Origin of the sequence: Flavobacterium omnivorum (assembly GCF_900099915.1) — a bacterium.
In the GTDB taxonomy this organism is placed as follows: domain Bacteria; phylum Bacteroidota; class Bacteroidia; order Flavobacteriales; family Flavobacteriaceae; genus Flavobacterium; species Flavobacterium omnivorum.
Genome location: NZ_FNDB01000002.1, coordinates 39910 through 55522, shown reverse-complemented (window position 1 = coordinate 55522; position 15613 = coordinate 39910). Strand labels below are relative to the sequence as shown.

Here is a 15613-nt window from a genome sequence, read left to right as displayed (position 1 = left end):
ACAAATCTAGAAGTCGAATTTCAACCCCGCAACACCTTGTGTATGGATTTTCATAATTTATGGTATGGATTTTATGAAAATCCATACCCTGTTTTTTGTAAAAAAAGCACTCATTATTAATTGTTTATGTTATATTTGAGGTGATTTCTAGTAAAATATCCTATGACTCTTTAATAAGCCAATTACTTGGCTCCAAAAAAGGTTTTTCCGAAGAAATAGTCCCTCATTTTAATTTGACCTATGATTAAAAAGTATCTTTTTTTACTCTCTCTTTGCTGGGGAGATCAAATTTGCGCGCAGGAAATCCATTTTAAAATTCCTGATACGATTCGAAATAAGGATTATGATTATCTCTTTGAACGGATAAAGGAATCAGAAAATGACCAGGTTAAACAGTCGCTTTACCTGCAATCCTTTTTATCGAAAGCTAAATCAGAAAAAAATTCGGAGGAGATCGTAAATGGCTATAAAAATTATCTCCGTCGCTCACCAGAAAATTTAAAACTGGTGTATGCTGACAGTATGATCTATACAGCGAAGAAATCGAGGGACAACGCTTTGATAGGCTCAGCCTATCTATCAAAGGGAATCGTATACTATGCTCAGAAAAAACATAATTTTGCTTTAGATAATTATCTTATCGCAAATAATTTTATTTCAAAAACCAATGACAAATATTTGGTCTACAAGGTAAAATACAATATTGCGAATATAAAATACTATCTCGGATTTTATGACGAGGCGATTTCTTTGTTTAGGGAATGCATTGGTTATTTTAAAGAAAACAATGATAGGGCTTATTTAAATTCTCTTCATTCGCTTGGTTTGTGCTATAACCGTGTTGGCAATTACGGATTATGTACGGAAACAAATGAGAAGGGCATTGTAGAAGGGGGAAGATTGGCTAATGATGAAATGAAGGACTACTTCATTCACTCGGAAGGAGTTAATCAGTATTTTCGAGGCAATTATGCCGTAACTATTAAAAAAATCACCTATTCGCTACCAGCCATACGTAAAAAGAAGGATTTCGCAAATGAAGCTGTTGGGTATTTCTATATTGGAAAAAGCTATTGGGATCTTAAGAAACCCCAAATGGCTGTATCCTATTTCAAAAAAGTAGATTCAATTTTTGATGGTAGAGGCTACATTCGTCCTGATCTTCGCGAGAACTATGAATTATTGATCAGCTTTTTTAAATCAAAAAACAATCCGAATCTCCAACTTTACTATATTGAAAAACTACTGAAAGCAGACAGTATTTTAGACTTTAAATACCAGTATCTGTCCAGTAAAATTCACAAAGAATACGATACAAAAGAATTGCTGACACAGAAGAAAAAAATCGAAGAAATACTCGACAAGAGAAAGTATAACGATCTCATTTTTACAAGTGTAATAGTCTTTTTGTTCTTATCTGTATTATTTCTAATCTATAGACATATTAGAAACAAGAGGGTCTTTAGGCAAAGATTTGATGAATTGATGAAAAAAAGTGAAGTCGCCACTAAACTTGAATCCAAAAACATAGCCAATGGAATAGAAGACATAAATCAAGACACGGTAGCAGCAGTCTTAAAGCAATTGGAGAAATTTGAAAAGGATAAAAAATTTCTGGAAAAAGATTTGACTCTGACAAAGCTTGCAGTAGCCTTTGATTCAAACACAAGGTATATTTCCAAAATAATATCCCACTACCGAGATAAAAAATTTGTTGATTATCTCAATGACCTAAAAGTAGATTATTTGATTATTTTATTGAAAGAAGATAAGATGATGAGAAATTATACAAATAAAGCACTAGCAGAAGAAGTTGGGTTTAGTAGCACACAACGTTTTGCTACTGCTTTTTTTTCAAGAGCAAAGATGCCAACATCATACTTTATTGAGGAACTTTTAAAAGAGCAATAATAAATTGTCCCGTCCTACATATTACAGTTTTTTTTAATTTACCTCCTAAAAATATCTCGAAACTGATATAATAAACGTTCTGTCAACCTCAAATCTTCTGTAACAATTTCAGCTGAACCCTTCATTTCTTGTTGAAAAGGAATTATCTTGTGATAGGAAGTTTCAAGTTTTTGCGACAAGGCTACATCAATCAATAAATTACCGGCTGAGTCTGGAGTAAGAGAAATGTTCTTAATTTTTCCTTTTAACATTCCAAATTCTCTGTCGGGAAAATTTGATAATCTAATATTTACGACTTGTCCTATTTTTATTTTTCCGGAATTTAGTGCTGGAGCTTTCAATTTTCCAATATATCCTTTCTCTAATGTGGGAATTATAGAAAAGACATTGTCACCCGCATTTATGGTTTGGTTTTCTGTCCAGATTTGTAAGAACGAAACTTTACCGGGAAGAGATGATTTTAATACATAAGCCAATTCCCAGTCTTTTATTACTTTCTCCAATTGATAAAAAGATTGCATTTTGCTACTCTCCAGATTAACTTCTTCTTTAGTTCCGTTGATTTTTGTGCTTTTACTGGTTCTTTCATTTTCAATCAAAGAGGATTTTAATTGCGAAATACTACTCAATAAGTTTTTGTAGCTTTTTTCGGCTTGAAGATATCCTAATTTTTTACTCTCGAAATCCTGCGCAGAGATAACACCTTTTTCAAACAAAGTTTCATATCTATTTACATTGCTTTTCTGCAATTGCAATTCGCTTTCGTTGATAGTTTTTTGTTGCTGCAAAAGGTTTAACCTTTCTCTAATTTGAATACTTTCTGAACTTTGTGCATTCCTTTCTACTTGAAAAGGTTGTAAATTGGTGTTCAATTCATTGGCAATATAGGCTGAATGAAAAAGAGCAAAGGCACTTTCTATATCTCCGAGTTGTACATTTTTTAACTTTTCAAAATCAAATTCATTTCCTTGCGAATGGTCTTCTAGGATGCTTTTAAGTAAAAACACATCTTTATATTCAGCCGTATTTTGAATAATAGCCAATGATGTATTTTCTTTTACAATAGATTTGTCCTGTACCAAGATTGTTTCTATTCTTCCTGAAGTTCTAGCCACTAACTTTTCGGGGGGAATAATCGTTGTAATGATAATTTCAGTCGATACGATATCTGGATATTTTACAAACCAGGAGACAAAACATAACATTAAGATAATCGTAAAAATCAAAACAGTTCCCCAACGTATCATCCAATGCGGGACACGGGTAAGTATATCCTGTACTTCTTCACTTCGTAATTCGAATGTAGTATTGTTATCTGCCATCTTATTAATTTCCTAATTGCAATTGATTCCGAACCAATTCAAAATAATTCCCTTTTTGTTCCACCAATGCGGAATGATTCCCCATTTCAATAATTTTTCCTTTATCCAGAACAACAATTTGATCCGCATTCATAACTGTACTTAATCGATGAGCAATCACAACCACTGTTTTGTTTTTAAAGAAAATATCCAGTTTTCTCATAATTTCTTTTTCATTATTGGCATCCAATGCCGAAGTGGCTTCGTCAAAAAACAGCATTTCAGGATTTTTATAGACCGCTCTCGCAATCAACAAACGCTGTTTTTGTCCCGTACTCATGCCAACTCCTTCTGAGCCTATTTTGGTATTATATCCCAAAGGCAAACCCGAAATATATTCCTTTATATTGGCAACATCTGCGGCATAAACCAGTCGTTCTTTATTAATAATATCCACTCCCACTGCAATATTATTTGCGATGGTATCATTAAAAATAAATCCTTCCTGCATTACGGCTCCAATGTTAGCGCGCCAAGCCTTCTGGGAAACATTCTTTAAAGAAGTATTACCAATGCTAACTTCTCCTTTGTCAGGTTCATAAAATTTAAGCAATAATTTCATTAAGGTGGTTTTTCCACTTCCGCTTACCCCGACAATAGCGGTTACTTTATGAGCAGGAATAATCAAGTTCAAATTTTCTAAAACCGATAAATCCGATCCCAAATAACGATAGGAAAGATCTTTTATTTGAATAGCACAATCTTTCGGAATATCCTGTTTTTGATGGACTTCTTGTTGAGTTTCGTCCTCTTTGTCATGAATTTCAGAAAGTCGGGCAAGCGATATTTTGGCATCTTGTAATTCTCTAACAAAATTAATTAGTTGCATAATTGGACCGTCCAAGCTCCCCACAATACTGGTAATTGCCATCATCATTCCTAGGGTTATTTGTCCGTCGATAACCAATTTTGCTGATAGAAAAACAATGAAAATATTTTTTAACTCATTAATTACGGTGGAACCTATGGTCTGTGTCTGCTCTAAAACCAAGCCTTTTATAGACACTCTAAATAATCGTGCCTGCACATATTCCCATCCCCAACGTTTTTGTTTCTCAGCGTTATGGAGTTTTATTTCTTGCATCCCGTTAATAAGCTCCATAACTTTACTTTGCTCTTGACTCACTTCTGAAAAACGTTTGTAATCCAACACTTCTCTACGTTTAAGAAATAAGGTAATCCAGCCGAAATACAATAAACTTCCGGCAAAAAACACAAAAAATATTTGTAGGTTATAATACGCCAAAACCCCACCCATAATGAACATATTGATTACCGAGAACAGTACGTTTAATGATGAAGTGGTAAGTATTCGCTCAATACGATGGTGGTCATTAATACGTTGCATAATATCGCCCGTCATCCTAACATCAAAAAAGGAAATCGGCAAATTCATTAATTTGATAAAGAAATCCGAAATCAAGGAGATATTGATTCGTGTGGAAAGATGCAATAATATCCAGCTCCTGATGAGTTCCAATCCTGTTCTTCCCGCAAATAGGAACAATTGTGCAAATAGAATCAAATAAATGAAATGAATATTCTGGTTTTGAATCCCGACATCTACAATACTTTGCGTCAAGAAAGGAAAAATAAGCTGCAATAAACTGCTCGCCAACAAACCAACACTTAATTGCATTAAAAAGGATTTGTACCGCAATACATATTGGGATAATAAGCCAAATCCCAATCCCTTTTTTTCTTCCTTATCAAACTCAGACTGGAAGAATTTTGGAGTAGCCTCAACTAATAAAGCAATGCCTTCTTCTGTGGTTTCGTCTGCATTGTTGCCAATCCATAATTTTATAAAATCTTTCTGGTTGTATTCTATTAAACCAAATCCAGGATCCGAAATAAAATAGGTCCCTTTTTTAATTTTATATAGTATAACATAATGTTTCTTGTTCCAATGCAATACGCAAGGCAATGGTGCTTCATCTAATCTTTCTAAATTGAGTTTTACACCTAATGTTCGAAAACCTATTTTCTCGGCGGCATCGCTTAGAAATAACAGATTACTTCCCTCGCGAGTGGTTTCTGATAAATTGCGTAACTCTTGTATGTTTATAGTTTTGCCGTAATGTTTGGCGATGATTTTTAGGCAGGTTGGTCCACAGTCTTTAGAATCATTCTGCAAATAATGAGGGAATTGTTTCAATCTAAATTACTTTTTCATCAACTTAAACTTTGGATGCCCCATTTGCCAAAAGGCAAAAGCAAATCTATCTGCAAAATCATTATAAAGTTGTAAATTAGAACTGTCCATTCCGTGCCCTGCCTTATAATCCACAGCAAAAAGAACTGGATTATTTGAAGTTGTTGATGCATTTAGTTTGGCAACAAATTTGCCAGACATCCACGGTGCTACACGTGCATCATTCATCCCTATCGAAATAAGGCAGGCTGGATATTGCACTCCTTTTTTTATATGATGATAGGCATCCATTTCATAAAGCGCATTAAACTCTTTCTCTATGTCTGGATTGCCAAACTCCTTCATGTTATTTGGTCCGTTTGGTGCTTCATTGATTTTTAAAGGATTTAATATCCCATTTCTAGAAATCATTACTTTAAATAAATCAGGTCTTTCGGTTATAGCTCTTCCTACTAGGATACCTCCAGCGCTTCCGCTATAAATTGCAATTTTTTCTTTAGTAGTAATTTTTTCTTTAATCAAATATTCAGCAGTGGCAATTAAATCTTTCCAAGTATTGGGCTTTGTGGTTTTATAACCCTTTTTATGCCAATCGTCACCTTTTTCGCCACCGCCTCTCACATGTGGCACTACATATACGCCATCATTAAGAACCCAAGATAAATAAATTGGTTGAAATGAGGGAGTCATAGAGATTCCATAAGAACCGTAACCATCGATTAGCACATTATTCAGTTTGTTTTTTTGAAGTCCTTTTTTATAAATCAACGAGACAGGAACTAAAACTCCATCGTATGAAGGAATTTCGACTTCTTCAACTACAAAGTCTTTAAATTCAGGATGAACAATGGCTGGAGTTAAATCAGCTTCTGTAAATTTATTTTTTGTAACGTCATAACTATATCTTTGCTTTGAATTCAGCCACCCGCTAAGAGTTACCCATAATTCAGAACTAAATTTGTTTTTTGTTACTATAGATAGCATACCTGTTTTGATAGGTAAATCTATTTGTTGTGTTTTGTTATCAGCAACAAAATACAATTTGGCTTCCACACCATTTATTGTGGTGGAATAAAATAATCCATCTTTGGTTATAGCATAGTCATCAATAGTTTCATTTTTATTTTCCGGCACAACAATCTCTGCATTTTGAAAATCAGGGCTCGTTATTTTGGTTTTGATGATTTTAAAATTGGATGCGTTTTTAGAAGACATACAATACAAATCATCATTGTAAACTATAGGATTTAAAAGCTCATCTTCCTTTTTGAAAAGTGGTTTCCAAATTACGTTTGAATTTTTCAACTCTTCTATATCAGCATAGTAACTATCTACATAGAATGTTGCACCACTTAAAGTTCCAATAATATATTTGTCTTCAAAATCATAACTATCAATCATTGGAAAATCCGAAGGATCTATATTCATTTCTGGATTGTTTTTTCTAGAGAAGAAAGCTTTATGATTTAATGGATTGTTACCTAATTTATATACTACCGACTCAGTATTTAGGATATAGTTTTTATCTTTAGAGTCAATTACAGGAATGTGTAAGTACATGATTCCAGAATTATCAGGAAGCCAATTAACTTCAAATTCAGCGGGCCAACAATGCGTTATGATTTCTGGTAAAAGTGTTTTTGTCTCGACATTTAAAAAGGCTATTTCGGCTATTTCTTCTCCATTCTTAGACAAACCCAAAGCAATTGTTTTACAGTCCCATGAAGGCTTAATGTAATTTATAATATACTTGCTATCAAGGTCTTTTTTGTACTCAGATGGGTCATAAAGTAATATTTCTTCTCCTGTTTCAGCTATTTTATAATAGAGTTTTCCTGTTTTATCATCCTCTGTTTTCTTTAAATAAAAGCTATAATTATTATTTGTAATATTCAATAATGTTACACTAAATGATTTTCTATTTTCAATCTCAAGCAATTTAGCTACAATTTCTTTTCTTCCTGAAATGTTATCTAAAACATCCCTACTTTGGATACCGTTTTGTTTGTACCATTTTTGAACCAATGTGTCGTTGGTATTTTCAAGATATTGATAAGTGTCTACTATCTTTTTCTTAAAAACGGTTGTTTCCATAGGTGTTTCCGGTGATTTAATGTTTTGTGCAAATAGAAAATTAGTTACTAGGCAAATTAAAAGTGTAATAAAAAAGATAATCTTTGACATAATTGATTTGTATTATTTGTGATTAGGTTTTATTAATTTCAGTATGTTAATCCTAACAAAGTGGTTGTTTTACAATGAAAATTATTTAGACAAATATCTTTATATATTAACATGAGTAGTAATTGTTTTTATATCAATTGGGTCTCCCCCAATAATCATTTTGGGATTTTTTAATTCAGCTACTTTAAATTTTTCTAACGATAATTTTTTTTCGGTTTTAATTGCCTTTTTTTTCATGATTTGTTTTTAAATTAAATTTGGGCGAATGTAAGGAGCTACTTATTCATAAAAAAATAACCGTAGTCTAGATTTATAAATTTCGATTTAAAATAACAGTATGTACTTTAATTTCAATACGTTAAAAAAATTAAATTTCATTATTATCCTCAATTTTTTTTATAAAATAGGAGGGTTGTAGTCCCGTTTTATTAAAAAAAGCCTTAGCAAATGACTCAGAATTACTAAAACCTACTTCTTCGGCTATGGCCTTTATCGTATATTTTCTAATTTTTTTATCTACTTTCAATTTGTTTATTATATAAGTAATTCTTAAATCGTTAAGGTATTGGGTAAAGTTTTTACCCTTATAATGGTTTATGGTTTTAGACAAGTAGCTACTATTCGTATTCAACCGTTTGCTAAGATCATTTAATTTTAAATTCAATTCCAAATAGCCATGTTCTTCTTCAAATATTGCCAACTTTATTAATAATTCTTTTACAATCACTATTGGCAAATCTACAAACAATTTGGTTTTGTTTTCTTCCGCTATTATGTTGTCTGGTATTACTTCATTTATCGGTTGCTCCATCAATTCACGAAATCTTTTTTCATAAAGTTGTTTTTCTCTTTTAGTTTTTACTAAACAATAGAGTGAAAAAACTAAACCAGCAAAAACAATAAACCCAATAATAATGTAGATGTATTTTTCTTGATTTATTTTAACAATAACCTTTTCTTTTTCAGATAATAAAAGTGGAGTGTCATAATTGTGATTGATATTTTCAGATAAAACAATATTGTTATTATTTAATCTCTTATCTATTTCAATCAATCGATTCAAATAATACAATTGTTGTTTGTCTTCTTTTAACTTCTTAGTGATTTGAATTAAGTTGATGTAATTATTTCGTAAAAGAGTTGTAAATTCATCTGTAGTAATCAATATCGAATCAACTTTTTCAAAATATTGTTTAGATTTAAGTATATTTTTTTCACCTTGCAAAACGTTTTCTCCTCTATAATAATAACTGATTGCTAGATTCAATTTATCATTCTTTAACAACAATATTGATTGATCTAATAATTCATTGCTTTTAGGGTAATGTTTTTTTAAATGATAGGAAACTCCTTTATTCATTAAGAAATACTTATAATAACGATTATCTTTTTTAATATCTCTTAAAATAATATTTATGTAAAATAAAGAAATGTTGGGTTTTTCTAATCGATTATATATATCGGATAATATCCAAGCAGAATATATAAATTCAGGAGAGTTTATATGTTTTAATTTAAAATAGTCATAATTCTCTAAAATCAAAGGTAATGCTTCTTTGGGTTTGCCTAATTCTATTTTAATTAAACCTATTTGTTGTTTTATCAATATTTTCTGTTCTGCATTTCCTGCTTTATTGGAATATTTTTTGGCTTCTAAAATGTTATATAATGCATTGTCTAACTGATCTTTAGTAAAAAAAATATTACTCTTAAATATGTACCCTTTAGCTGGATATTTTAAATCATTACCTTTTTTGGTTAATGCTATGATGGAATCGGCATATTGTAATGAAATTACGTCATTTACAGCAACATAAGCAGCCATATACATTCCATTTGCGATTAGTATTTCGTCGTTTTGTAATTTAGATTTTTTATAATAGGTTTTAGCATAAATAGCAAGGATTTTTTTATTAAAAAGAGAATTGTCAAAACGCTTCTCCAAGTCTTCAAAAGACATTTTTTTTAAAGAATCTGGAATGATAAAATTTTCTTTTTTTTGAGAAAAAAGAGTTGTCGTAATCAATAATAAAATAATTATAATCGAATTTTTCATTTTCTGGCTAGTCTGGTTTTGTAATATCGGTTCATGAAATCATAACATAACATTTCATATTGTCTTTGTTTAGATCTAAATGTTCTATTGATGTTCATGTGAATGAGTGAGGCAGTCAAATCAAGTGAGGTAATAGTGCTGTTTTCTTTAATTTTACTCAAAATAGTTTTTATTATTTTGGTTTCCTCTTCTCTCGTCTTTATTATTTCAAGGAGTCCTTCTAAATATAATGGTTCTTGTTTTTCTGTAATAAACAATGAAATCTCCATTCTATAATTTCTATACAGCTGGTCTAGTTTTTTTGTATTGTCCTTTCCTATATTATGTTCTTCTTTGAATTGCAATTGCATACTATGTATAAACTCTTGTCGATGAGTCAAAGATATCTCGAATTCTTCCAATAAATCATCTATCATTTGCAAAGTAGCAAATATTCTGGCTATTTCATCATCTTCCGGAGTGGTGTTCTCAATAAGTTGTAATATTTTCTCACTGTGGTAATAAAACAATTTTTCAACTGCTGTTATGATTGTTTTACCATATCGTTCTATTTCTCTTTTATAGGTTGCCGTTGCTATGTCATAAACGATATCTTTTTCAACCAACTTACCGAAATAGAGTTGCATTAATTTTATGATTTCTTGAAGATTATCTACATTAGTCAAATGAAAACGCACTCTCAAATGATTTTTAGGATCATTATAACGGATAAAAAACCAATGATCGATAAGCTTCCTTTCTTGTAGCTCCTTAACGATTGGTAATATACTTTCAATCAAAACAGCATCCGCAGAGTAACTCCCACAATAAATTTTATAATAAAGCCATTCCTCTCCCAGAATAAAAGTTCTTTTTATTTCTTTCATTTTATCATTACTTCTTATCCCTTTTCATTCCTACAATAAATTGATTTGCATAACAATCTGTTTTTCCGGTAACCACTTTGCTTGAAGGAAATAAGAATTCTTCCAAAACAAATTGCGATCTATTTTTAACAGTTTCAACTAGCATTTCAATACAAGTACTATTCTCTAGATTAATTATCAGTGCATTATCTCCATCTGCCAGCGAAACATATTGAGGTAAAAGTTCATTATCCTCAAAAGAAAGAATATGTGTCGCAAAACTAAAAATATTTTTGTCGTAAATTATTTCTTTTTTTGTCAAAACTTTAAAAAATTCAGGATGTTTTTCTTTGTTAAATACCCATTTGGCTTTTGATACAATACAATTCCCAATAGTCACTCTAGGAAAATAATCAAAAAAAATTTCCAAGTTGTCCCAATTAAACCCTATTCCCGATTTACAATTTTCAAATTGCATATCACACAAAAAATGGTAAATGGGCAACGCATTATAGGAATAATTGTGCGCATTAGTCAATCTGGGTATAACCTCTTTATCATGTTTTTTGCTCCACAAAACTAAGCGGTCATTTTTCATAAATAGTACTAAATCTTCAATATTTATTTGGTTTGAAACAGGTAAACTAGATTGTCCTAAATAAGGTATTTCAAAAGCCCTAAAACTGGGTCTACGTAAAACATTTCCAGTTCTTGCTTCTGGCAAGTGAACTATTTCAGCTAAGATTTTATCGGAATAATTTTCCGATTCGTATTGGGTAATTTCATTTGCTAAATCATTTATTCCAGGATCTCCATAGCAAAACCGAGCCAATAGATTGGCAGCACTTGAACCGCCAATGCTTTGAATTATGATCCATTCTTTTCCTTGTTCTTCAACAATTTCAAAAAGACACGAAAAAGTAGCAGGTAAATTTTGTCCTGAAAAATCATTATTATTAAAGTCAGATTGTTTTAATTCAATTGAGTGGTCATTATTTTGCAAGGCATATTGCAATTTTTTGTAGATAATTTTCTCCGCTTTATTCAAGCTTATTTGATGATTATGAGTTTCGTTTTTTTGACTTATTCCTATACTATCTAATAATGGTGTAACATCAAAACTATCATTATGTTGTAAATAACCAATTCCTGTTTCTACATCGAGTGCTTTAACTAATGGAATAGATTCACTTTCATATCGTTCAACAAAAGCTTTTTTAAAATTTTCTAATAGAGTATTTTTTGGTTTTTCAGAAATTTTATTCAAAACATCTATTGCTTTAAGCAATTCCGAGGTATATTTCTTGTCCAGTTGAAAATCGTTAGAATCCAGAAATAAATCAGTTTGAAGCAAATACTTTTTATCAAAAGGAATGTTTGTTTTTGCAACAGTTTCTATTATGTCTTCATAACAAGAAATTGGGTTGTCAAATTTAGTATCAATTTCAAATAATTGTTTATTTAAATCATCCAATTCCAAACTATAACCATTCGTTTTATTTTCAGAACTGGTTTCTCTGTCATTGCGAGCAGCGAAGCAATCCTCCGGAGAGGGGTTAAGGAGGGAGAGTTTTTTTTTGGATGGGCTTGTCAGCGTAAGCTCTAATTCTGAAACCAAGATTTGATTGGTTATCAATTCTTCGATAAAGGTATTCGCATCATTTTTGGTTATTTCGTCAGAAACCAAAACAGTTGTCAATTCTTTTTTGCTAGCACCGGCAATGGATTTCAGTAATACCAAATCTAAATAATCCGTTCGTTTTAATGCTTCAAGAGAATACTTACGTTTATTTTGATGTAAAGTATACTCCACATATCTATAAAAGTTACCTAAATGATAAAGTGTCGAATTGGGATAAAAAAGGATTTGGTTTTGGATAGTTAGATTTGCGGTTAATTCACTGGCCAAATTAGTAAGGAACTGCATGTCGAAACGGGTTTTTCTATGAAAGCTTTTTTCTTTATCGATGTTGATAATCGTTTCATTAGCCAGTTTACCCGCACCACAAGCAGCAAAAAGTCCAAAAGGAGTGCACCTGGTGGACATCCGGAAAAGGTATTTTAATCCCGATAGTTTAATTTTATTTGATTTTTCAACAGGATAATCTTCTTGTATAATCCATTTTTGGATTTCGGCATACAATTCAGGCGATGCCAAAAACAGGCCTTCATTTATTGGAGTGTTTTTCAGTATTTCTTTTATTGCATCTGACTCAATAAATAGTCCTTTTGTGAGATTTTTATAAAAATCAATAGGATAAGCTGGGGTCCTTATTATAAAGGAAGAAAAGGAACAATAACTTATTTTTGATTTTGACATAGAAAGAATAAAAAATGTTGTCTTGTAAGAGTGTATGTGCCAAAATTAGTTAATTATTTTACAAATTAATTCCTATTTTCCGTAAAACACCTGTGAAACCCTTAAAAAAAAATAATTTTATAATGTTTTTAAAAATCAGTTGATTACAGGAGTGTTTTTGAAGAATTTATAAATTCAGACTCTGTATTTATAAATCTAGACTACTGTCGTTTGTTTGAATATAGTCTTTCGGCTAGTTTTGGTTTTAGAAAATCAAATTATTATTTCAATGAAAAAAATTATTATTGCCTTAGTTCTTATTTATAGTTCTGTTTCGTTTTCACAGATAAAAGTAACTGGTAAAGTTTTCAACTATGAAAACAATCCTATTGACTTAGCAGAAGTTTTGTTGATAAATAAAGATTCAATCGCTCAAAAAAGTGAGTTGACTAATTCTAAAGGGGAATTTGTATTAACAATAACAAAAGGTAACTATCTTTTACAAATAAGACAATTCGGAAAGACATTATATAATTCAAAAATAGATTTAACCCAAGATTTCGATTTGGGAAACATAAAAATTAGTCAAAGGAATGAAGTGCTGGCTGAGGTTGTCGTGCAGGGCAAAAAGAAACTCATAGAAAGAAAAGTAGATAGATTGGTATTCAATGTTGAGAATTCTGTTGCTGCAGCTGGCGGTGATGCTATCGATGCATTGAAAGTGACACCGGGAATAAAAGTGCAAAATGATGCCATAAAAATGATTGGCAAAAGTGGCATGGGCGTAATGGTGGATGATAGAATGATACTGCTCTCTGGAGATGATTTAGTAAATTATTTGAAAACCATCTCGTCGGATATTATAAAAAGTATTGAGGTGATAACCGCTCCACCTGCAAAATATAGCGCGGAGGGCAATAGTGGATTGATAAACATTAAATTAAAAAAAGCAAAAAAAGATAGTTGGAGTGCTACTACAAGAGCTAACTACAAACAGGCGACGTATGCAACTGGGACTACTGGCGGAAATTTATCCTATCAAAAAAATAAATTTGGGTTAGTTTTGGATTTATCCGAAAGAAACGGAAAAAGTATTTACACCAATGATGTAACATATAAATATCCACTAGAAAAATGGAAAAACGAAGTAGTTCACAAAACTAGTCAAAATGTTTTCAGTTCATTAATTGGGCTTACTTATGACTTAACGAATAAATCAAAATTCGGGGTTCAATATTTAGGGAGTATTAATAGATCTAATGTAAATGACAATAACTTAAGTAATATATATAACAATCAAACGAACTCTTTGGATCGTTATTTAAATTCTAGCGGTTTTACAGACAGAAATATCGACAACCATTCCTTAAATTTGAATTTAACAACTAAACTCGATAGTATAGGTAAAAAATATACAATCAATACGGATTATTTTACTTACGGTTCTAACAAAGCGAACACTTTTCAAAACGAAAATAATAATTATATAGATTTAATCACTGAAAGACAATATAATGAAAATGGAAATAATCAAAAAATAAGTAATTTTTCTACGGATATTGATTTTGAGATGCCGCACGAGTGGGCAAGTATAAATTTTGGTGCAAAAATAAGTGCTACAAACAGTAATAGTGATGTGGAAATATTAAGTTATGATAACAACAACGGAGTTTATATAATTAATTCAACCCAGGTAAATGTTTTTAAATACAAAGAGAATAATCAGGCACTCTATTTTTCCTCAAGCAAAAAACTTGGAGAAAAGTGGGAATTAAAATTAGGATTAAGAACAGAATTTGTGCAAACAACCGGTTTTTTACAAACTACTCAAAGCACAAAGAGATACAATTATTATAAATTTTTTCCAACTTTATATTCTTCCTATAAGAGCAATGAAGACAACACTTTTTCGGCCAATTATTCCCGCAGAATAAATAGGCCTTCCTATTCTGATCTGAATCCTGCTAGATGGTATATCAATTCCAATTCTTATGAGGAGGGTAATCCTTTTTTGCAACCTTCATTTTCACATAATCTAGAATTTTCGCACAACTTCAAACAATTATTAGTTTCTACACTTTCATTTTCTAAAACTGAAAATGGTTTTGGTCAACTTACTGTCCATGACGAAATAAATAGAATTCAAAGATTCATACGACGGAATTATTTTACGACTAATTTTATAGGTTTAGATGAAACACTGACGTTTGACTTTTTTACATGGTGGAATTCAATCAACAATGCTGGGGTATTTTACTCAGAAAACAATGTTTATTCTGAATATTTGGAACCCAAATATTCAGGTTGGGGAAGCTATGTATCAACAACAAATAGTTTTGTACTCAATAAAAGCAAGACATTTACCGGGCAACTAGCTTACAGTTATAGTTTCCCCACAAGTTATGGAGAGTCTAATATTTCCTCCTACTCCAATTTAAACATAGCTATTAAATACGCTATGTTAAACAAAAAACTGCAATTATCATTTGTCATCGATGACTTTCTAAAAACGAACCAGTATACGATTTACAACAGATCACTAGATGTTAATCAGTCTTTTAGACAATATTACGATACACAATCTTTTCGTATTTCTGTTTCTTACAAGTTTGGAAGTGATAAAATAAATGTAAGGCAACGAAGCGTTGGGAATCAAGAAGAGAAAAACAGAATTGGAAATTGATTTTAGTATTCTGACTATTTTGTAGTTGCAAATATAAAAGAAAAGAATTTAAGATAGGCTGCGCAGCCGCGGTCCAAGAAGAAGTTAAAGACTTTAAAAGAAAACTTCAATAATTTAAA

At 31.2% G+C, this 15613-nt stretch carries 9 protein-coding genes; 2 read left to right on the top strand and 7 right to left on the bottom strand.

The window, feature by feature from the left end; genetic code table 11:
- Positions 1-240 precede the first annotated feature (240 nt).
- The gene (locus BLS90_RS02270) at positions 241-1911 is read left to right on the top strand and encodes an AraC family transcriptional regulator (RefSeq protein ID WP_091254754.1); all 1671 of its coding nucleotides are present in this window, start codon (positions 241-243) and stop codon (positions 1909-1911) included.
- A gap of 38 nt (positions 1912-1949) precedes the next feature.
- On the opposite strand, the gene BLS90_RS02265 is transcribed toward BLS90_RS02270, so the two are convergent.
- The 7 genes from BLS90_RS02265 to BLS90_RS02240 all read right to left on the bottom strand — a co-directional run bounded on the left by BLS90_RS02265 (position 1950) and on the right by BLS90_RS02240 (position 12832).
- Positions 1950-3233 (bottom strand): HlyD family secretion protein, encoded by a 1284-nt coding sequence (locus BLS90_RS02265; protein WP_091254751.1) that lies wholly within the window; start codon positions 3231-3233, stop codon positions 1950-1952.
- A gap of 4 nt (positions 3234-3237) precedes the next feature.
- Positions 3238-5430 carry a peptidase domain-containing ABC transporter gene (locus tag BLS90_RS02260; protein WP_091254748.1) on the bottom strand — a complete coding sequence of 731 codons (2193 nt, stop codon included), beginning with the start codon at positions 5428-5430 and terminating at the stop codon, positions 3238-3240.
- Between the two features lie 6 nt (positions 5431-5436).
- Positions 5437-7611, bottom strand: coding sequence for a prolyl oligopeptidase family serine peptidase (locus BLS90_RS02255; RefSeq protein ID WP_091254745.1), 2175 nt, complete (start codon positions 7609-7611; stop codon positions 5437-5439).
- Positions 7612-7710: 99 nt separating this feature from the next.
- Positions 7711-7848, bottom strand: a complete 138-nt coding sequence (locus BLS90_RS16745) for a hypothetical protein (protein WP_175455421.1) — start codon at positions 7846-7848, stop codon at positions 7711-7713.
- A 130-nt stretch (positions 7849-7978) separates the two neighbouring features.
- Positions 7979-9667: a helix-turn-helix domain-containing protein gene (locus BLS90_RS02250; protein ID WP_091254743.1), complete on the bottom strand. Its 1689-nt coding sequence runs from the start codon at positions 9665-9667 to the stop codon at positions 7979-7981.
- Positions 9664-10533 (bottom strand): thiopeptide-type bacteriocin biosynthesis protein, encoded by an 870-nt coding sequence (locus BLS90_RS02245; RefSeq protein WP_091254740.1) that lies wholly within the window; start codon positions 10531-10533, stop codon positions 9664-9666. The genes BLS90_RS02250 and BLS90_RS02245 overlap by 4 nt, the downstream gene beginning before the upstream one ends.
- 7 nt (positions 10534-10540) lie before the next feature.
- Positions 10541-12832 carry a lantibiotic dehydratase family protein gene (locus BLS90_RS02240; protein ID WP_091254737.1) on the bottom strand — a complete coding sequence of 764 codons (2292 nt, stop codon included), beginning with the start codon at positions 12830-12832 and terminating at the stop codon, positions 10541-10543.
- A gap of 268 nt (positions 12833-13100) precedes the next feature.
- Here BLS90_RS02240 and BLS90_RS02235 point away from each other — a divergent pair, with 268 nt between their 5' ends.
- A complete protein-coding gene (locus tag BLS90_RS02235; RefSeq protein WP_139171376.1) occupies positions 13101-15494 on the top strand; it encodes an outer membrane beta-barrel family protein in 2394 nt (797 codons plus the stop codon).
- Positions 15495-15613 lie beyond the last annotated feature (119 nt).

What these genes read in the sequence shown, in the direction of transcription:
- BLS90_RS02270 (WP_091254754.1), top strand. Translation starts at nt 241, where the DNA reads ATGATTAAAAAGTATCTTTTTTTACTCTCTCTTTGCTGGGGAGATCAA.
- BLS90_RS02235 (WP_139171376.1), top strand. Translation starts at nt 13,101, where the DNA reads ATGAAAAAAATTATTATTGCCTTAGTTCTTATTTATAGTTCTGTTTCG.
- BLS90_RS02265 (WP_091254751.1), bottom strand. Translation starts at nt 3,233, where the DNA reads ATGGCAGATAACAATACTACATTCGAATTACGAAGTGAAGAAGTACAG.
- BLS90_RS02250 (WP_091254743.1), bottom strand. Translation starts at nt 9,667, where the DNA reads ATGAAAAATTCGATTATAATTATTTTATTATTGATTACGACAACTCTT.
- BLS90_RS16745 (WP_175455421.1), bottom strand. Translation starts at nt 7,848, where the DNA reads ATGAAAAAAAAGGCAATTAAAACCGAAAAAAAATTATCGTTAGAAAAA.
- BLS90_RS02245 (WP_091254740.1), bottom strand. Translation starts at nt 10,533, where the DNA reads ATGAAAGAAATAAAAAGAACTTTTATTCTGGGAGAGGAATGGCTTTAT.
- BLS90_RS02255 (WP_091254745.1), bottom strand. Translation starts at nt 7,611, where the DNA reads ATGTCAAAGATTATCTTTTTTATTACACTTTTAATTTGCCTAGTAACT.
- BLS90_RS02240 (WP_091254737.1), bottom strand. Translation starts at nt 12,832, where the DNA reads ATGTCAAAATCAAAAATAAGTTATTGTTCCTTTTCTTCCTTTATAATA.